This window comes from Agrobacterium sp. YIC 4121 (assembly GCF_002008205.1).
Lineage (GTDB): Bacteria > Pseudomonadota > Alphaproteobacteria > Rhizobiales > Rhizobiaceae > Agrobacterium > Agrobacterium leguminum.
In genome coordinates, this window is sequence record NZ_MRDI01000003.1 from 102,283 (window position 1) to 120,750 (window position 18,468).

The window sequence follows — 18,468 nt, forward strand, 5'->3', positions numbered from 1 at the left end:
TCCCTCTGCCTGATAATATAGGGGGGTCATAGCCTATTCAGGGGGGCTTTGTCTCCATATTGATTTTGTCTTGCCTGCGACGGAATGACAGCCCGCTGCGACAGTCTTGTTCGATATGCGGACCCACCGCGCAATAAAAGAACCCGGCGCTCCAGCGCCGGGTTCCGAAAATGTCAAACAGGGTATGGCTCAATCCATGGCGTGGATATCGCGATCCTTGGTTTCCGGCAGGAACAGCAGGCCGACGACCAGCGTGATGCCCGCGAAGATGATCGGGTACCAGAGGCCGTAATAGATGTCGCCCTTCGCCGCGCTCATCGCAAAGGCGGTGGCGGGCAGAAGGCCGCCGAACCAGCCGTTACCGATGTGGTATGGCAGCGACATGCCGGAGTAGCGGATGCGGGTCGGGAACAGTTCGACCAGCAGGGCCGCGATCGGGCCATAGACCATCGTTACGTAGATGACGAGGACGGTCAGGACCGCGATGATGACGACCCAGTTCACGGCGGCCGGATCGGCCACCATGGAGAAGGTGCCGCCGCCGGCTACGGTGTAGACGGCCATTTCCGCCGCACCTGCGGTTTCTGCCGGTGTCAGCAGCTTGTCCGCCACCAGCTTGTCCGTCGGGACCATCTTCTTGTCGGCAGCGCGAACGGCCTCCGCATTGAGGTTAAGCTCCGGATTTGCGGCAATGAAGGCATCCAGTTTCGCGTCCGGCACCTGCGCCGCGCCGCGCACCAGCGGGTAGCCGCCATCGTGAAGCGCCATGTTGACCTGCTTCTGGAAGGCCTTGTCCTTGGCTGCCGCATCCGCACCGGCGGCAACGGCGTCGTAGCTGGTGATGGTGGCATCGCCGATCTTCACGGTGGCCGGCTGGCCGGCTGTGCCCGCAACCACGTCATAGGGAACGGAGTTGCGCGTCAGGAACGAGGTGGCGATATCGCAGGATGTGGTGAACTTCGCCGTGCCGGTCGGGTTGAACTGGAACTTGCAGTCGCCGGGGGCTGCGGTCACGGTGGCGCGAACGGTGGACTGGGCTTGCGCCAGCGCCGGGTTGCCGGCCCATGTCAGTGCCTTGAACAGCGGGAAGTAGGTCAGCATGGCAAGGATGAGACCGGCCATGATGATCGGCTTGCGGCCGATCTTGTCGGAAAGCCAGCCGAAGATGACGAAGAAGCTGGTGCCGAGGATGAGTGCTGCCGCCACCATGATGTTGGCGGACTGGCCGTCGACCTTGAGGATGCTCTGTAGGAAGAACAGCGCGTAGAACTGGCCCGTATACCAGACAACGGCCTGGCCGATGACGGCGCCGACAAGCGCGATGAGCGCGATCTTGGCGTTCTTCCACTGGCCGAAGGCTTCGCTGAGCGGCGCCTTGGATGTCTTGCCTTCCTCCTTCATTTTCTTGAAGGCCGGAGATTCGTTCATTTTCAGACGAATCCAGACCGATACGCCGAGCAGCAGAACGGAGACGAGGAAGGGAATGCGCCAGCCCCAGGCGGCGAAGGCTTCCTTGCCGAGTGCGAACTGCACGCCGAGAATGACCACCAGCGACAGGAACAGGCCGAGCGTCGCCGTCGTCTGGATCCACGAGGTGTAATAACCTCTGCGACCATTGGGGGCATGCTCGGCAACATAGGTTGCAGCACCGCCATATTCACCGCCGAGCGCCAGACCCTGCAGCATGCGCAGGACGATCAGGATGATCGGAGCGGCAATGCCGATCTGCGATGCGCCGGGCAGGACGCCGACGAGGAAGGTCGAAACGCCCATGATGAGGATGGTGATGAGGAAGGTATATTTGCGGCCGACAATGTCGCCCAGACGGCCGAATACCAGCGCGCCGAAGGGGCGCACGAGGAAGCCGGCGGCGAAGGCCAGCAGCGCAAAGATGTTGCGTGTCGTTTCCGGATATTGGCTGAAGAAGTTCGCGCCGATATAGATCGCGAGCGAGCCGTACAGATAAAAATCGTACCATTCGAAGACTGTTCCGAGAGAAGAGGCGAAAATCACCTTCTTCTCTTCACCCGTCATTGGACGGGCGGCGCCGCTCACGGCTGCAATATCTGCCATTGTCTGTCCTCCACAGATGTCCCAATTGGCGCATTGCGGAGCCCATCTCTCTCCTCCGGACTCCCCATAAGGGTGCAATGCGCGGAGTGTCAGAGTGACAGAAAATTAACTGCAATAAGAGCGATGCTTTCGGATTATGACTTTAGTCTAATGCAAGGCGTCCCGAAAATGTCGCGAGGCCGATTTTACGGCTTGCGCAAGACGCCTCAAACGCGCCTTTTTCCTTGACACAACCGAGAAACCTTCTAATAGCTTCTCGCGAAGAAGGAGCATCACCTTGCACATGCATGTTGCAGACATGTTCGTCATGGAAGGACCGGCACAATCCGCCGGCGATGATCCGCGCCTTTCTTATTCTACCCGAATTACGGCCAAAACGACGATTAAAACCGTCTGACGTCTCTGGCCACCGCTCTCTCCCCGGTTTGGCTGGGGATCGAGGAAGCCGCGATATGATGCGGGTTCCCACCTCACCAAAAAGAGGAGAGACAGAAAGAGAGCTTGATCATGGGTTTCAAAGTTGCAATTGCAGGCGCCACCGGCAACGTCGGTCGCGAAATGCTCAATATCCTGGCCGAACGCGGTTTTCCCGCCGATGAGATCGTGCCGCTCGCTTCCGCCCGTTCGCAGGGTACGGAAGTCTCGTATGGCGACCGCACGCTGAAGGTCTCGAACCTCGAGAACTACGATTTTTCCGATACCGATATCTGCCTGATGTCTGCCGGCGGCGATGTGTCCAAGAAGTGGTCGCCTAAGATCGGCCAGCAGGGTTGCGTCGTCATCGATAATTCGTCGGCATGGCGCTACGACCAGGACGTTCCGCTGATCGTTCCGGAAGTCAATGCCGATGCGGTTGCGGGCTTCACCAAGAAGAACATCATCGCCAACCCCAATTGCTCCACGGCACAGCTCGTCGTCGCGCTGAAGCCGTTGCATGACTTCGCCAAGATCAAGCGCGTCGTTGTCTCCACCTACCAGTCCGTTTCCGGCGCCGGCAAGGAAGGCATGGACGAGCTGTTCCAGCAGACCCGCGCCGTCTTCGTCGCCGACCCGGTCGAAACCAAGAAGTTCACCAAGCGAATCGCCTTCAACGTCATTCCGCATATCGACGTCTTCATGGAAGACGGCTACACCAAGGAAGAGTGGAAGGTTCTGGCCGAAACCAAGAAGATGCTCGATCCGAAGATCAAGGTAACCTGCACGGCCGTGCGCGTTCCGGTCTTCATCGGCCATTCGGAATCGGTCAATATCGAGTTCGAAAACGAGATCACCGCCGATCAGGCGCGCGACATCCTGCGCGAAGCGCCGGGTTGCCTCGTGATCGACAAGCGCGAAAACGGCGGCTACATCACCCCGGTTGAATCCGCCGGTGAGGACGCGACCTATATCTCGCGCATCCGCGAAGATGCGACGGTCGAAAACGGCCTCAACCTGTGGGTTGTTTCCGACAATCTGCGCAAGGGTGCGGCTCTCAACGCCGTCCAGATCGCCGAACTGTTGATCAATCGTGGTTTCATCAAGCCCCGCAAGGCGGCTGCCTGATCCACGATACGATTTTTTAAGGTTCGTTAAGTATAACCCGTCTGTTCTGTGTGGGGCAGGCGGGTTTCATAATTGGCGACGATCACGGCCAGTTTATTTGCAGGCCTTGCTGCCGAAAGGCAATTTAGGCCGCCAAAAGACAGTTTTGGCACCTGAATCATACAGTATTGACGGTTTGGTTCTCGGGAAAAATTCCCCAAAGGATATCGAAGGCAGATTTTGATGCGGGCAATGAAGGTAATTCTGGCTGGTGTGGCCATGGTTTCGGTTCTGGCAGCGACGCCGGTTATGGCTGCGCAATGCGGCAACACTTCGGCGGGCTTCGATGCCTGGGTCGGCGCCTTCAAGCAGGAAGCGGCGGGCCGCGGCGTCAGCGCCTCGGTGCTCGACCGTGCTTTCTCCGGCGTCTCCTACAACCAGGCGACGATCCGCGCCGACCGCGGCCAGCACAGCTTCAAGCTCTCCTTCGAACAATTCATGCAGAAGCGCGGCGGTCAGACGATCATTTCGCGCGGCAAGACCATGAAGAAGAACAATGCTGCTCTCTTCGCCTCCATCGAGCGCGCCTATGGCGTGCCGGCCGGTCCGCTTCTGGCCATCTGGGGCATGGAAACCGGCTTTGGCGGCTTCATGGGCAACCAGCACACGCTTTCCGCCGTCGCGACGCTCTCCTTCGATTGCCGTCGTTCGGATTATTTCACCGAGCAGCTTTACGCGGCCCTCAAGCTCGTCGGCAGCGGTTCGCTCAACGTCAACGCCAAGGGTGCGGCCCATGGTGAAATCGGCCAGACGCAGTTCCTGCCGCTGAACGTCGTGCGTTACGGCGTGGATTTCGACCGCGACGGCCGTATCGATCTCGTCGGTTCGCGCGCCGATGCGCTGGCTTCCACCGCGAACTTCCTCGTCGGCCATGGCTGGCAGCGCGGTGCGGGTTATCAGCAGGGACAGGCAAACTACGCCGCCATCCAGGGCTGGAACGCCGCAAGCGTCTACCAGCAGGCGATTGCCTTCATCGGCAAGGCGATCGACGGCCAATAAGGCTGCTTTCCAAGCGCGAATTCCCACTTCCGTCATGCCGGACTTGATCCGGCATCCAGTCACGGCGCGTCCGCGCCGTGAAAGAGTCTTTGGCGATCAAGGACTTGATCGCGCTGGACCCCGGATCTAGTCCGGGGTGACGAGCGTTGAATTTGGCCGGTAGCTATTACCTGCCAATCACAGATCCGGGCGACGGAAATCACCCGTCTTGCCGTCCATCACCCACAATTCGCCGGTCGAAATATCGAACCATGCGCCGTGCAGCTTCACCTTACCGGCCGTCTCCTGCGCCTTCACAAAAGGGAAGCCGCGCAGATTGGCGATGGAGTTGCGGATGGAAACGCGTTCCAGCGCCGTCTGCCGCTCGGAAGCTGTCATCACGTCGTTGCTCTGGATTTGCGAGGCGGCCGACTTGACCATGTTCATCCATTTACCGATGAAATCGCCGGGCGACAGCGGCTCGAGATTGGGATCGAGCGCTGCCTGGATGCCGCCGCAGCGGCCGTGGCCCATGACGACGATATCCTTCACCTTCAGAACCTGTACGGCATATTCGATAGCCGCCGAGGTGGCGTGGTACTGGCCATCGGGCTCGAAAGGCGGCACCATGTTGGCGACGTTGCGGACGACGAAAAGCTCTCCCGGTCCGCAGTCGAAAATGGTTTCCGGCGCGGAGCGGGAGTCACAACAGGCAATGAACAGGGTCTGCGGCTTCTGTCCGGTGTCGGCCAGAACGCGGTATCTTTCGCGCTCGTCGACATAGCGACCGTTCATGAAGTTCTTGTAGCCGTTGAGAAGGTTTTCCGGAAAATCTTTCATCTATCGCAGTACCGTTGTGGTTGGACCGAGATCAAGAAAAGAACTCGGTGCGTTGAAGACCAATCCTTTGGAGCATTTTCGCTTTTCTTCGAACCGCGAAATCGCTCCAACTCCTTGTTTGTCGCATTTCCGGACGGAAAACCGAGGGCCACTTTTCCTGGAAATGCTCTAGCCGCTATTTGCGCTTGCTGCGCGAAGGATGCAAGAGATGACGCATCTGCACCATCGCCATGGGTGTGGAGAGGCTGGAAGAGTCCGTCTCCAGCGTCAGTTCGTTCATCTCGCGTTTTTTGGTGCGGGCCAGAATTTCGAACACGCTGGCGGTCGCGAGCTGCAGCGCCTTTTCGTCATCCATGCCTTCCAGCAGGCGGGCGAGGAACAGCGCCGACATCAGGTCGCCGAGACCGTTCGGCGCATTCTCAATGGCACGATGTTCGGCAAGCAGCGCGTGGCGGCCGCTGAGATAAAGATTGCCGGTGCCGCCCGTCATCATCGGCACGGCCGAGGTGACCAGCATTTTCGGCGGGCCCAGCGCAAGCGCGGCATCCATGATGGCATTGTTGGTCTCGAGCTCCGCGCCGCTCATCCAGGCGAGTTCATAACGGTTCGGCGTGGCGACAGTGGCAAGCGGGATGAGGTGATCGCGGATGGCTTCCGCGGTCTCGAGCGGAATGTAAAGCCCGCCCAGATCGCCCATGACCGGATCGCAGGCGTAAATCAGCGACGGGTTCTTTTCCTTCAGATTGCGGATCAGCCGTGCGGTGGAGCGAACCTGCGCCGCACTACCGAAATAACCGGTCAGAACAGCCTTGACCTCGCCGATCCATTTGGCGTTTTCGAGGTCGGTCATCGCCTTGTCGAAATCGTCGTCCTGAAAGCGCATCCGGGTGGAAGGGCCGTGGCCGGGATGCCACGGCATGACGATGGTGGGCACCGCCCAGACGGGATAACCGAGGGTCTCCAGCGCAAAGACTGCAGCGCGATTGCCGACGGAGCCACGCATGACATGGCTGGAAATGACGATGACGGCGCCCTGTGTATTTTCCTGCATCACGGCCTTCTTGCTTTCAAACAAGGCAGAAAGCCCGCAAGTGCACCTCGCCCTGCCACTGCCCAAAGATCAAGATGCGCTCTCATGACATATCGCAAGGCCGGTTTCCACCGTTAATCCCGCAAGGGTCTGTCCCGCAAAAGCATGGCGCGGTCAGGTTCTTTGTCTCTGCCAGCGCTGCCTGCCTGTCATTGCGAGATTGCCGAAGTACTCTATAGTTGTACCATGCTCGATCTCGTCATTGCCTATTGGCCGCATATCCTTGCCGTTCTCTCGATTTTGATGGGAAGCGTGGCGGCCGTGCATGCCACGATGACGAAGGAGGAGGTCCGCTCCGCGCTCGGTTGGGTCGGCGTCATCGTGCTGTCGCCCGTCGTCGGCGCGGTCATCTATGCCATTGCCGGCATCAACCGCATTCGCCGGTCCAACATCACGCAGCAGCGGTCCTTCATGCAGGACGAGATCATGGATCGCGTGGCGCGTCTGGATGCGAGCGGCGACATGATCGCTGCGCGCTTCGGACGCCGTTTCGAGGCGATGAAGACGCTGGGCGACCGGGTGACGCGCCATGCGCTGACGACAGGCAACGGCATCGAGCCGCTGGTGACGGGGGATGCCGCCTATGCCGCCATGCTGGGGGCCATCGACGAGGCGAAGCGGTCGATCATTCTCGAAACATATATTTTCGACAATGACCGGATCGGCGCCCGCTTTGTCGCGGCGCTCGAAAGGGCGAAGTTCCGCGGCGTGGAGGTGCGGGTGCTGGTGGATGCGGTGGGCGCGCGTTATTCGGTGCCGAGCATCCTGCCGACGCTCAGGGAAAAGGGCATCGTCTGCGACGTCTTCAACGGCAATGTCATCATGGGGCTGCGGCTGCCCTATGCCAATCTGCGCACCCACCGCAAGATCCTCGTGGTGGACGGGCGCTTCGCGTTCAGTGGCGGCATGAATATCCGTGAGGGGTTCACCCAGGAATTCGGCGGCGAAAGCCAGTCGCACGATACGCATTTCAAGATCACCGGGCCGGTCGTATCGGATTTTTTCTCCATCGCGGCGGAGGACTGGCGTTTCACGACGAAGGAACTGCTGGACACGCCGGTGTGGGATATCGCCATTCCCGATGGTGTGCCGGGTTCGCAGATCGTTGCCCGCGTCTGCTCCTCCGGGCCGGATAAAAGTATCGAGACCAGTCACAAGATGCTGATGGGCGCGTTTTCCGTCGCGCGCTCCTCCATTCTCATCATGTCGCCCTATTTTCTCCCTGATCGGGAGCTTATTTCGGCGCTCATAACCGCAGCAAGGCGGGGAGTTGTGGTGGATATCATCGTGCCGAAAAGCAACAATCTGGTGCTTGTGGACAGGGCGATGACGGCGCAATTCGACCAGATGTTGAGGAATTACTGCCGCATCTGGCGGGCGACGGGGGCTTTCAATCACTCCAAGCTTCTGGTGATCGACGGGCGCTGGAGCTACATTGGCTCTTCCAATCTCGATCCGCGTTCGCTGCGGTTGAACTTTGAGATCGATCTCGAAGTTATGGATGAGGAATTCGCCGCGACAATCGGCGAGCGCATCCGGGATGCACGGGCAACCGCCTTGCCCGTGCGGCTCAGCGAACTGAATGCGCGGCCATTCGTTGTCCGTTTTGTGGAGCGTGTCCTGTGGCTCGCTTCGCCTTATCTTTAGAGTGCGGTGCGCCCGGCAGGGTGCTGCGCGAGACCGGAGGCATCGACGCGTGAAAAAGAACGGTTTGCTGGATGATGAAAAAACGGCTTTGACGAAAAACACCAGCCTGTCCGCCTTCGTCATGCAGTCGCTGCGCGACCGCCGCCAGCGCCAGAATGCGGCGCCAGCGACGAAAGATCATTCCTTCCCCGTCATCGCCTCCTACAATGTGCATAAATGTGTCGGCCGCGACCGCAAGTTCGATCCCGATCGCACCAGCCGCGTCATTCAGGAAATCGGCGCTGACATCATCGCCCTTCAGGAAGCGGACAGCCGTTTCGGCGAGCGTACCGGTCTGCTCGATCTCGCGCGGCTGGAGCGGGAAAGCGGCCTCATTCCCGTGCCCGTGCAGGCCGGCGTGAAGGCGCATGGCTGGCACGGCAATGTCGTGCTGTTCAAGGAAGGCGCGGTCAGGGATGTGCATACGCTGAAATTGCCGGGGCTGGAGCCGCGCGGCGCGCTCGTCGTGGAGCTGGATCTAAAGCGGGGCGGCACGCTGCGGGTCATCGCCGCCCATTTCGGGCTTCTCAGACATTCCCGCGCCCAGCAGGCGAAAGCGTTGATCAGCCTTCTCGAAGCACGCAACGAATGCGCGACCATTCTCATGGGAGACCTGAACGAATGGCGTCTCGGCAACGGGTCGTCGCTCAATACGTTCCGGGATGCTTTTGGCGCTTTGCCGCCGGCGGTGCCGAGTTTTCCGTCCAACCTGCCGGTGCTGGCGCTCGACAGGATCATCGCCAATCGTGAAGGGCTGATCGAGCAGGTGGAGGCGCATGACAGCGCGCTGGCGCGCATCGCCTCGGATCATCTGCCGCTGAAGGCCGCAGTGCGGACCGACCTGCTGCCGGCCTGATCCGGTCGCGTCATGGTGTGCCTCATAAAGGCGCCAAAAAGGCCGGATTAAACCCGTTGCGCCACCGTCATGTGGCTGCGCGAGCGCGCTTCAAGCAACGATGTGCGAATGGCTTCCATCAGCCGCTCGCGATTATTTCTGGTCTTGCCTCTGTCGAGATTTTGCGCAGCAAGCGCGAGATCAAGACCCTCATGCATCACTATCGAATAGGCAACAGTCGTTGCCCAGTTTTCGTAGTCCTGCTCCATCATGTCGCCCCTGAACTAAATCATTTAGTCCGAATCACCCTGTTCTTTCAAAAATACCACAAAATACAAAGCATAAAATAGAATTGTTTCTTTTGATGTTCATCAATATGGCTGGATATATTGCATTTCTGACGCCTCCGATGCGGCGTAAAATTATCTAGTGTTGCCGTGTAAGTATTTGAAACTGATTCTATTTCAGAAAACCCGCATGAACGTTTTGTGTCATAAAAAACGCCGCGCATCGGGGGATGCGCGGCGGGCTTGCTTCGAAGGTGGCGGTGGATGGGAGTGCGGTCTCAGCCGGCCTTTTCGAGCTTGTAGTCCGAATTGGCCGGTTCTTCTTGCTTGTGCTGGATGAGCGGACGATTGCCCGCCAGCCTGCGCACCAGCACGTAGAAGACCGGTGTCATGAAGATGCCGAAGAACGTTACGCCGATCATGCCGGAGAACACCGCGACACCCATGGCCGCACGCATTTCCGCACCTGCACCGGTGGAGACGACCAGCGGCACCACGCCCATGATGAAGGCGAGCGAGGTCATCAGGATCGGGCGCAGGCGAAGCCGGCTTGCCTCGATGGCCGCCTGAAGCGGCGTTCGTCCTTCGAATTCCAGCTCCCGGGCGAATTCCACGATCAGGATCGCGTTTTTCGCCGAGAGACCGACAAGGACGACAAGGCCGATCTGCGTAAAGATGTTGTTATCCCCTCCCGTCAGCCAGACACCCGTGAGGGCCGCAAGCACACCGAGCGGAACGATCAGGATGATCGCAATCGGCAAGGTGAGGCTTTCATATTGCGCGGCGAGCACGAGATAGACGAGCAGCAGCGCCAACGGGAAAACCACGATGCTGGAATTGCCGGCCAGAATCTGCTGGTAGGTCAGGTCCGTCCATTCGTAGTCGACGCCTGCGGGCAGGGTTTCGGCAAGGATTTTTTCAATCGCCGCCTGCGCCTGTCCCGAGGAGAAGCCCGGTGCCGGACCGCCGTTGATATCGGCCGCAAGGAAGCCGTTATAACGGTTGGTGCGCTCCGGTCCCGTCGTCGCATTTACCTTCAAGAGCGTCGACAGCGGGATCATTTGACCCGATGCGGAGCGAACCTTCAGGCGACCGATATCTTCGGCATGCGCGCGGAACTGGGAATCCGCCTGAACCCGCACGCTGTAGGTCCGTCCGAAAGCATTGAAGTCGTTGACATAGAGCGAGCCGAGATAGATCTGCAGCGTCTGGAAGACGTCGCTGACGGAAACGCCCAGCTGTTCCGCCTTGGCGCGGTCGAGATCGGCGAAGAGCTGCGGCACGTTGATCTGGTAGCTGGAGAAGATGCCCGCGAGTTCCGGCGTTTGATAGGCCTTGCCGATCACGGCCTTCGTCGCTTCATCCAGCGTCTGATAGCCGTAGCCGGCGCGGTCTTCGATCTGCAGCTTGAAGCCGCCCGTCTGGCCGAGACCGTTGACCGGCGGCGGCGGGAACATGGCGATGAAGGCATCCTGAATGCTCGCATATTTCTGGTTCAGCTGCATGGCGATGGCGCCGCCGGACAGTTCCGGTGTCTTGCGCTCTTCGAAGTCATCGAGAACCGCAAAGACGATGCCGGAATTGGAGCCGATGGTGAAGCCGTTGATCGACAGGCCGGGGAAGGCGATGGCGTGGCTGACGCCGGGTGTTTCGAGCGCAATGTCGCTCATCCGCTTGATGACGCTTTCCGTGCGGTCAAGCGTTGCGCCGTCCGGAAGCTGGGCGAAGCCGATCAGGTACTGCTTGTCCTGCGCCGGCACGAAGCCGCTCGGGACGGTGGTGAACATGCCGTAGGTGGCGGCCACCAGCGCCATATAGACCATCATGACAAGGCTCTTACGCGTCACCAGCCCGCCCACGGTCTTGCCGTAGCCGTTGGAGGCCGCACCGAAGGCGCGGTTGAAGCCGCGGAAGAACCAGCCGAGGATTTTATCCATGAAGCGGGTCAGCCAGTCTTTCGGTGCGCCGTGTTCCTTCAGCAGCAGGGCTGCAAGAGCGGGCGACAGCGTCAGCGAGTTGATGGCTGAAATGACGGTGGATATGGCGATGGTCAGTGCGAACTGCCGGTAGAACTGGCCGGACAGGCCGGAGATGAAGGCAAGCGGCACGAAGACCGCGACCAGAACCAGCGCAATCGCGATGATCGGGCCGGAGACTTCGCGCATCGCCTTATAGGTGGCGTCACGCGGCGAGAGCCCGTTTTCGATATTTCGCTCGACGTTTTCGACGACAACGATGGCGTCATCCACCACGATGCCGATGGCGAGCACGAGACCGAACAGGGTCAACGCGTTGATGGAGAAGCCGAAGGCATACATGACGGCGAAGGTGCCGATGATCGAGACCGGAACGGCGATCAGCGGAATGATCGAGGCGCGCCATGTCTGAAGGAAGAGGATGACGACAAGCACCACGAGGCCAACGGCCTCGAGGAGTGTATCGACAACCTTTTCGATGGAGGAGCGCACGAATTTTGTCGTATCGTAGACGATCTCGTATTTCACGCCGTCAGGCATTGCCAGCTGCAGATTGTCCATCGTGGCGCGGACATTGTCGGCGATTTCGATGGCGTTGGACCCGGGGGCCTGAAGCACCGCGACAGCCACGGCGGGTTCGCCGTCGAGCAGCGAGCGCAGCGTGTAATCGGCCGCACCGAGTTCGATGCGGGCGACATCGCGCAGGCGGGTGATTTCACCGTTTGCGCCGCTCTTGACGATGATGTTGCCGAATTCCTCCGGCGTCGTCAGACGGCCCTGCGCATTGACGTTGAGTTGCAGGTCGACGCCGTTCGGGCTTGGCGAAGCGCCGATGACGCCGGCTGCGGCCTGCACGTTCTGCTGGCGGATGGCGTCGGAAACGTCGCTTGCGGCGAGATCATGCTCGGCGACCTTCTGCGGATCGAGCCAGACACGCATGGAATAGTCACCTGCGCCGAAGACCTGCACCTGGCCGACACCTTCGATGCGGGCGAGGCGATCCTTGACGTTCAGCGTCGCATAGTTGCGCAGATAGGTGATGTCATAGGCGTCGGTCTTGGAGACGAGGTTGACGACCATGATGAAGTCGGGCGAGCTCTTGACGGTGGTGATGCCAAGTGCGCGGACTTCCGCCGGCAGACGCGGTTCGGCCTGCGACACGCGGTTCTGCACCAGCTGCTGCGCCTTGTCAGGATCGGTGCCGAGCTTGAAGGTCACGGTCAGCGTCAGCACGCCGTCGGATGTCGCCTGGCTGCCCATATAGAGCATGTCCTCGACGCCGTTGATCTGTTCTTCCAGCGGTGTCGCGACGGTTTCGGCAATAACGGTCGGGTTCGCACCGGGATAGGTGGCGCGCACGACGACGGATGGCGGAACGACTTCGGGATATTCCGAAATCGGCAGGGCGCGCATGCCGAGTAGGCCTGCCACCACAATCAGGACCGAAAGCACGGCAGCGAATACCGGCCGGTCGACAAAAAATCTGGAAATATTCATATCCAGTCCCTCTCCGGGTCTTTGGGAATGCGAAGGCCGTTCCGGCGGCAATCCTGCCGCCGGTGAAGGCCGGTTCTGTCTGAAGGGGCGTCTCGCGGGAGGCGGGACGCTTACTGATCAAAGAGGCGGGTTACTGCGAAGCAGCAACCTTGTCTTCCGCCTGCGGTGCGACGGTGGCGCCGGGACGAATGCGCTGCAGGCCGTTGACGACGATCGTATCACCGGCGGCAAGGCCGCTTTCGATGATGCGCTGGCCATCGGCCGGTGCGCCCGGCTTGATCTGGCGGTAGCTCACCTTGTTTTCGGCATCGACCACGAAGACGAAACGCTTGTCCTGATCCGTGCCGATGGCTCGGTCGCTGATGACGATGCGGTTTTCCGGCTTCGGTTCACCCATGCGCACCCGCACGAACTGGCCGGGAATGAGCCTGCCGTCCGGATTTTCGAAGACGGCGCGGACACCGATGGTGCCGCTCGCCGAATCCACCTGGTTGTCGATCAGGTGCAGCGTGCCCTTGATCGGCGTGCCCTCATCCGAAAGCGTGCCGATTTCCACCGGGATCTGTTCAAGAGCGGGCAGGGCGCCGTCCGTCTGCGGCAGTTCGGCAAGCGCCTTGGCCACCACGCCTTCGCTGGCGTTGAAGCTGGCATAGATCGGGTTGACCGATACCAGTGTCGTGAGCGCCGGCGAGGTCGAGCCGGCGGCGACGAGGTTGCCGGCGGTGATTTCGATGCGGCCGACGCGGCCGGAAACCGGGGCGAGGATTTCGGTATAACCGAGATCGAGCTGAGCCGTGGTCAGCGCTGCGCGGGCGGCACGAAGCTGGGCTTCGGCATCCGCAAACGAGCTTTGACGCTGGTCGAGATCGCTCTGGGAGATGGTGCGATTGTCGGAAAGCCTGCGGCCACGGTCGAGTTCCGTTTTGGCAAGGCTGACCTTGGCTTCAGCCGAGGCGACCTGTCCTTCAGCCCCGGCAACGGCGGCCTGATAGGGGGCCGGATCGATGGTGAAGAGGGGATCGCCTTCCTTCACCAGCGCGCCTTCGCGGAAATGCACGGCCTTGATCTGGCCGGCGACGCGGGAGCGGATCTGCACCCGGTCAACGGCTTCGAGACGGCCGGAAAACTCTTCCCAGCGCATCACGTCGCGGCTTTCCACCTTGGCGACGGTAACCGGGATTGCCGGTGTTTCAGCAGGCGTCGAAGCGGCCGTTGCATCGCGGCTGGTGGGGAGGTCGAAAAACAGTGCTGCTGCTGCAACGGACATGGCAAGCCCGATGCCGGCACCCGTCAGGGCCCGGCGCTTTGTGTTCAGCGTCATGGGTATCTCCTTGGCCCCCGATCGGGAGCAGGTCGTTCATAAATAAATGCGAATTTTCAGTGCTTTAACTGGTCAACGAAGGTCTTGAACTCCGAACAGACGGATGAGACCCATCCGCCGCCCTCTCCTTGATAAAGCCCCGTCCAGCCGACACCGGCGGGGAAAACATGCTGCCGGACGCTGACACCGGAGGCGATGAGGCGGTCTGCATAATTGACCGTTTCGTCGCGCAGAGGGTCGTCCTCGGCGGTAAAGATCAGCGCCGGCGCCACCCGGTTCAGCCGCGTGCACTGGCAGGGCGCGGCATAGGGGTGGAAAAACCCGCACGCCTTGGCAAGGTAATGGCTCCAGCCATCGGCCCAGCGCTGGCGCATGCCGATCCTGTCCGCATCGCGGAAGGATTCCGTCGTCATCATCGGGTCGATCATGGGCGACAGAAGAATCTGGCCTGCGAGTTTGCCCGGCATGCGGTCGCGGGCCTTCAAGGCAAGCCCCGCCGCCACATTGCCGCCAGCCTCTTCGCCGGCCACGAACAGCAGCGATTTCGCGCCGCCATAATGCTTGCGGTCCCGGCTCAGATGATCGAGCGCCTCATAGGCGCAGTCGATGACCATCGGAAACTCGTTGCCGGACGGCTTGCTATAGTCGGCTTCCACGACCACTGCGCCGCTTTCTGCGAGCGCGCGAGCCACCGGAAGCTCGGGGCAATTGCCGCCCGGCTCAAGGCCGGGTTCCAGAAACGATCCGCCACGCAGATAAAGCACGACAGGCGGATGGCTGCAGAGGCAGGAACCTTCATAACGGCGCACGGAGAGCTTCGACGCGGACGTCTCGCTACCCATATTTTCCCAATGCGCGTTCATGACTCCAGATCCTTTGCCCGCCACTTAAAGCGTGTTGCGATCCTTCGGATACGCTCCTGCGCTTTAAGTTTTTATCTTGCCGCATGTCGTCACCGCAAAACCGCAACGCACTTTGCGCGACATGCTTCAAGGCGGATCATATTGCAAAATCTGAAATCCATATTATTGTTCGGATCGAAACGATCAAGCATGCAAATTTGAAAACACTATTCCGAAATCACGGATAATCATATCTCCGAGGCAGTGAATGGATCAGCTCTCCGCCATGCGGGTTTTTACGCGGGTCGTGGAAACCGGCAATTTCAGCCGCGCCGCCACCGCGCTGAACATGCCGAAAACCACTGTTACCAATATGGTGCAGGCGCTGGAGGCGCATTTGCACACCACACTTCTTAACCGCACCACACGCCGGGTGATGCTGACAACGGACGGCGCTCTCTATTATGAGCGGGCCTCACAGATTTTATCGGAAATCGAAGAACTTGACGGTAGCATGTCCAGCGCGCAGGTGCAGCCCTCCGGCCGGTTGCGGGTGGAAATGGCCGGTGTCTTCGCGGACCTGGTGGTTATCCCACATCTTTGCGAATTTTACCAGCGTTATCCGCAAATCCGTCTCGACCTCGGTGTCGGCGACCGTCTGGTCGATTATATCGCGGAGAATGTCGACTGTGCGCTGCGGGTCGGCGTGCTGCGCGATCAGTCGCTGATTGCTCGTAAAGTGGGCGAACTCCGGTTCGAGACATTCGCCTCGCCGTCCTACATCGAAAATTTCGGTATGCCGCAAGAACCGGAGGATCTGGAGAAGGAGCATTATTCGGTGGGCTACCTCAATGCCACCACCGGCCAGATCATGCCGGCCTCCTTCGACAATGGCGTGCGCAGCGTCGAGCTGACCCCGAATTATGTCGTCTCGGTCAATGACAGCCGCACCTATCTCAATGCGGCGCTGGCCGGCATGGGCATCGTGCAGCTTCCCGTTTTCATGGTGAAGGATGCGCTTTCGCGGGGAGAACTGGTGCCGGTGCTTTCCGAGTGGCGGCGCGAGGCCATGCCGATCTATGTGGTCTATCCCCAGACCCGGCATGTAACCAACAAGGTCCGCGTTTTTGTCGACTGGCTGGCCAAGCTGGTGCACGGCCTGGTGTGAGGCGGCCAGTCACCGCCCGACCCTTGCTGCGACAAAATCGATGAAGGCGCGAACGCGGGCGGCCAGGTGTTCGTGACCGGCATAAACCGCGTGGATCACTTCCATCTCCTCGGCATTATAGTCTTCCAGCACCGGTACGAGCAGGCCCGCCTCTATATCCGGCTCGATATGAAATTCGCCGACCCTTCCCAGCCCCAGACCCGTCAGGCAGAGCCTTCGCATGGCCATGCCGCTGTTGACCGAGACATTGCCTGTTACGGGCAGGCGGTAGACTTCCGTGGAGCCGGGGTTGCGAAAGGGCCATTCGTTGAGGCTGCGGCTGAAATTGAAGCTGAAGCAATTGTGCCGCGCCAGATCCTGCGGTTTTTCCGGCATTCCGTGTCGTTCGATATAGGCGGGGGAGGCGACGATGACGCGGCGGACTTCCTTCAGCTTTCTCGCCTTCAGGGATGAATCTCCCATCGCGCCCGAGCGGATGGCGATATCGGTGCGTTCCTCGATCAGGCTGATGACGCCGTCGGTCAGCGAGATATCCAGCTCGATTTCCGGATAAAGCGACAAAAATTCCGGCGCAAGCGGCAGCAGATAACGTTCGCCGAAGCCCAGCGTGGTGTTGACGCGCAAAAGGCCGCGCGGCACCACCTTGCCGCCGCTCGCCACGATCTGCTCGGTCTCGGCTATATCGGCGAGAATGCGCCTTGCCCGCGCAAGATAGACTTCGCCCTCCGGTGTGAGCGTGACAAGCCGGGTGGAGCGGGCAAGAAGCCGGGTGCCAAGGCGGTCTTCGATACGGGTGACAAGCTTGCTCACCGCCGAGGGTGAAAGCTTCAGCCTGCGCCCGGCGGCGGAAAAGCTGCCAAGTTCCGCCGCCGCCACGAAGACTTCCATTTCTCCGGCCCGATTGTCCATCGCCGCACCACCTGTGAAATCAATTCAAAGGTATTTATCCAACCTTGCCGATTATCATGCAAGTCCCCTTCGCCCATATTGCGTCCATGGATTTGATCCAACCGGATAGCATCGCTATCCAAATGATCCAACCGGACGGCGTTGCTGTCCAGAACGCCCGCGACCCGCTCCGGGCGAAGAGGTATTTGTCATGCCATTGGCCATATTTGCCCTGACGATCGCGGCCTATGCGATCGGCACCACGGAGTTCGTGATTGTCGGTCTTCTGCCGACGGTCGCGACCGATCTTCACATCACCCTGCCGCTTGCCGGCCTCATCGTCAGCGTTTATGCGCTGGGCGTCACCTTCGGTGCGCCGATCCTGACGGCGCTAACCGGCAGGATCGAAAGAAAGCCGCTGCTGCTCGGCCTGATGGCCCTGTTCATCATCGGCAACAGCGCGGCGGCCCTGTCGCCCAGCTATGAGACGCTGCTTGTCGCCCGCGTCATCGCCGCCTTCGCCCATGGTGTCTTCTTCTCGGTCGGCTCCACCATCGCCGCCGATCTCGTGCCGGAAAATCGCCGCGCCTCGGCCATTGCCATGATGTTCATGGGGCTGACGGTCGCCATCGTCACCGGCGTTCCGCTCGGCACCTATATCGGGCAGGTCTTCGGCTGGCGTGCGACCTTCTGGGTCGTTGCCGCCCTTGGCGTCATCGCCTTCTTCGGCATTGCCACGCTTCTGCCGAACACGCTCAAGAAGGCGCCGCCGGCGAGCCTCTTCGATCAGGTCCGTGTTCTCGGCTCCGGTCGCCTGCTCATCGTTTTCGCCATGACCGCGCTTGGTTACGGCGGCACCTTCGTCGCCTTCACCTTCCTTGCGCCGATCCTGCAGGATGTCACCGGCTTTTCCGAAAAGAGCGTCAGCCTGATCCTCGTGCTCTATGGCATCGCCATTGCGGCCGGCAATATCGGCGGCGGCAGGATCGCCAACCATAACCCGGCCAGGGCGCTGATCGGCCTCTTCCTGGCACAGGCCATCGTGCTGCTCGTCTTTTCCTTCACCGCCTTCTCGCCGGTGCTGACGCTCATCACGCTTGCCGCGCTCGGTTTCCTGTCCTTTGCCAATGTTCCCGGCCTGCAGCTTTATGTGGTGCAGCTTGCCAAGGAACATCGCCCCGGCGCTGTCGATGTCGCCTCGGCGCTCAACATCGCCGCCTTCAACCTCGGCATCGCCATTGGCGCATGGCTTGGCGGTCTGGTGGTGGAATCGCCGATGGGTCTTGCCGCAACCCCATGGGTCGGGGCCATCCTCGTCGCCGTGGCCCTGCTCCTGACCCTCTGGAGCAGCATGCTCGACCGCCGCGCCGCGCTGACGCTGAAAACCGCCTGAACTTTTCATAAAA

Annotated in this window: 14 protein-coding genes; 6 read left to right on the forward strand and 8 right to left on the reverse strand. The window is 60.4% G+C overall.

Going from position 1 to position 18,468, the window contains the following annotated elements; translation table 11 throughout:
* Positions 1-189: 189 nt before the first annotated feature.
* Complete coding sequence (locus BTE54_RS04670) at positions 190-2,073, reverse strand: MFS transporter (RefSeq protein WP_174000018.1); 1,884 nt, start codon at positions 2,071-2,073, stop codon at positions 190-192.
* Positions 2,074-2,580: 507 nt separating this feature from the next.
* On the opposite strand from BTE54_RS04670, the gene BTE54_RS04680 reads away from it, so the two are divergent.
* Both BTE54_RS04680 and BTE54_RS04685 read left to right on the forward strand, forming a co-directional pair.
* Positions 2,581-3,615 carry an aspartate-semialdehyde dehydrogenase gene (locus tag BTE54_RS04680; protein WP_078051651.1) on the forward strand — a complete coding sequence of 345 codons (1,035 nt, stop codon included), beginning with the start codon at positions 2,581-2,583 and terminating at the stop codon, positions 3,613-3,615.
* 222 nt (positions 3,616-3,837) lie between these two features.
* Entirely contained in the window at positions 3,838-4,653 is an 816-nt protein-coding gene (locus BTE54_RS04685) for a lytic transglycosylase domain-containing protein (RefSeq protein ID WP_078051652.1), read from the forward strand.
* Between the two features lie 177 nt (positions 4,654-4,830).
* Here the strand turns inward: BTE54_RS04685 and BTE54_RS04690 are convergent, their stop codons facing one another.
* Together BTE54_RS04690 and pdxY are read right to left on the reverse strand one after the other, a co-directional pair.
* Positions 4,831-5,472 carry a carbonic anhydrase gene (locus tag BTE54_RS04690; RefSeq protein WP_065655570.1) on the reverse strand — a complete coding sequence of 214 codons (642 nt, stop codon included), beginning with the start codon at positions 5,470-5,472 and terminating at the stop codon, positions 4,831-4,833.
* 175 nt (positions 5,473-5,647) lie between these two features.
* A complete protein-coding gene (gene pdxY / locus BTE54_RS04695; RefSeq protein WP_078051917.1) occupies positions 5,648-6,523 on the reverse strand; it encodes a pyridoxal kinase PdxY in 876 nt (291 codons plus the stop codon).
* A gap of 225 nt (positions 6,524-6,748) precedes the next feature.
* Here pdxY and BTE54_RS04700 point away from each other — a divergent pair, with 225 nt between their 5' ends.
* Positions 6,749-8,209, forward strand: coding sequence for a phosphatidylserine/phosphatidylglycerophosphate/cardiolipin synthase family protein (locus BTE54_RS04700; RefSeq protein ID WP_078051653.1), 1,461 nt, complete (start codon positions 6,749-6,751; stop codon positions 8,207-8,209).
* A 49-nt stretch (positions 8,210-8,258) separates the two neighbouring features.
* On the forward strand, positions 8,259-9,104 hold the full coding sequence (locus BTE54_RS04705; RefSeq protein WP_078051654.1) for an endonuclease/exonuclease/phosphatase family protein: 846 nt from the start codon (positions 8,259-8,261) through the stop codon (positions 9,102-9,104).
* A gap of 47 nt (positions 9,105-9,151) precedes the next feature.
* Here BTE54_RS04705 and BTE54_RS04710 read toward each other — a convergent pair whose 3' ends face one another.
* The 4 genes from BTE54_RS04710 to BTE54_RS04725 all read right to left on the reverse strand — a co-directional run bounded on the left by BTE54_RS04710 (position 9,152) and on the right by BTE54_RS04725 (position 15,027).
* Positions 9,152-9,355 carry a hypothetical protein gene (locus BTE54_RS04710; RefSeq protein WP_065655566.1) on the reverse strand — a complete coding sequence of 68 codons (204 nt, stop codon included), beginning with the start codon at positions 9,353-9,355 and terminating at the stop codon, positions 9,152-9,154.
* 293 nt (positions 9,356-9,648) lie between these two features.
* Complete coding sequence (locus BTE54_RS04715) at positions 9,649-12,843, reverse strand: multidrug efflux RND transporter permease subunit (RefSeq protein ID WP_078051655.1); 3,195 nt, start codon at positions 12,841-12,843, stop codon at positions 9,649-9,651.
* Between the two features lie 130 nt (positions 12,844-12,973).
* On the reverse strand, positions 12,974-14,164 hold the full coding sequence (locus BTE54_RS04720) for an efflux RND transporter periplasmic adaptor subunit (protein WP_078051656.1): 1,191 nt from the start codon (positions 14,162-14,164) through the stop codon (positions 12,974-12,976).
* A 56-nt stretch (positions 14,165-14,220) separates the two neighbouring features.
* Positions 14,221-15,027: an alpha/beta hydrolase gene (locus tag BTE54_RS04725; protein ID WP_020809339.1), complete on the reverse strand. Its 807-nt coding sequence runs from the start codon at positions 15,025-15,027 to the stop codon at positions 14,221-14,223.
* Positions 15,028-15,274: 247 nt separating this feature from the next.
* Between BTE54_RS04725 and BTE54_RS04730 the strand changes: the two genes are divergently transcribed.
* A complete protein-coding gene (locus tag BTE54_RS04730) occupies positions 15,275-16,174 on the forward strand; it encodes a LysR family transcriptional regulator (RefSeq protein ID WP_003522616.1) in 900 nt (299 codons plus the stop codon).
* Between the two features lie 9 nt (positions 16,175-16,183).
* Here BTE54_RS04730 and BTE54_RS04735 read toward each other — a convergent pair whose 3' ends face one another.
* Positions 16,184-17,083, reverse strand: coding sequence for a LysR family transcriptional regulator (locus tag BTE54_RS04735; protein WP_078051657.1), 900 nt, complete (start codon positions 17,081-17,083; stop codon positions 16,184-16,186).
* Positions 17,084-17,273: 190 nt separating this feature from the next.
* Here BTE54_RS04735 and BTE54_RS04740 point away from each other — a divergent pair, with 190 nt between their 5' ends.
* On the forward strand, positions 17,274-18,455 hold the full coding sequence (locus BTE54_RS04740) for an MFS transporter (protein WP_078051658.1): 1,182 nt from the start codon (positions 17,274-17,276) through the stop codon (positions 18,453-18,455).
* The last annotated feature ends 13 nt before the right edge of the window (positions 18,456-18,468 follow it).

Bases quoted from the DNA above. Each gene is read 5' to 3' on its own strand.
- BTE54_RS04715 (WP_078051655.1), bottom strand. From the start codon at position 12,843: ATGAATATTTCCAGATTTTTTGTCGACCGGCCGGTATTCGCTGCCGTG.
- BTE54_RS04710 (WP_065655566.1), bottom strand. From the start codon at position 9,355: ATGATGGAGCAGGACTACGAAAACTGGGCAACGACTGTTGCCTATTCG.
- BTE54_RS04670 (WP_174000018.1), bottom strand. From the start codon at position 2,073: ATGGCAGATATTGCAGCCGTGAGCGGCGCCGCCCGTCCAATGACGGGT.
- BTE54_RS04690 (WP_065655570.1), bottom strand. From the start codon at position 5,472: ATGAAAGATTTTCCGGAAAACCTTCTCAACGGCTACAAGAACTTCATG.
- BTE54_RS04730 (WP_003522616.1), top strand. From the start codon at position 15,275: ATGGATCAGCTCTCCGCCATGCGGGTTTTTACGCGGGTCGTGGAAACC.
- pdxY (WP_078051917.1), bottom strand. From the start codon at position 6,523: ATGCAGGAAAATACACAGGGCGCCGTCATCGTCATTTCCAGCCATGTC.
- BTE54_RS04685 (WP_078051652.1), top strand. From the start codon at position 3,838: ATGCGGGCAATGAAGGTAATTCTGGCTGGTGTGGCCATGGTTTCGGTT.
- BTE54_RS04735 (WP_078051657.1), bottom strand. From the start codon at position 17,083: ATGGACAATCGGGCCGGAGAAATGGAAGTCTTCGTGGCGGCGGCGGAA.
- BTE54_RS04740 (WP_078051658.1), top strand. From the start codon at position 17,274: ATGCCATTGGCCATATTTGCCCTGACGATCGCGGCCTATGCGATCGGC.
- BTE54_RS04700 (WP_078051653.1), top strand. From the start codon at position 6,749: ATGCTCGATCTCGTCATTGCCTATTGGCCGCATATCCTTGCCGTTCTC.
- BTE54_RS04720 (WP_078051656.1), bottom strand. From the start codon at position 14,164: ATGACGCTGAACACAAAGCGCCGGGCCCTGACGGGTGCCGGCATCGGG.
- BTE54_RS04680 (WP_078051651.1), top strand. From the start codon at position 2,581: ATGGGTTTCAAAGTTGCAATTGCAGGCGCCACCGGCAACGTCGGTCGC.
- BTE54_RS04725 (WP_020809339.1), bottom strand. From the start codon at position 15,027: ATGAACGCGCATTGGGAAAATATGGGTAGCGAGACGTCCGCGTCGAAG.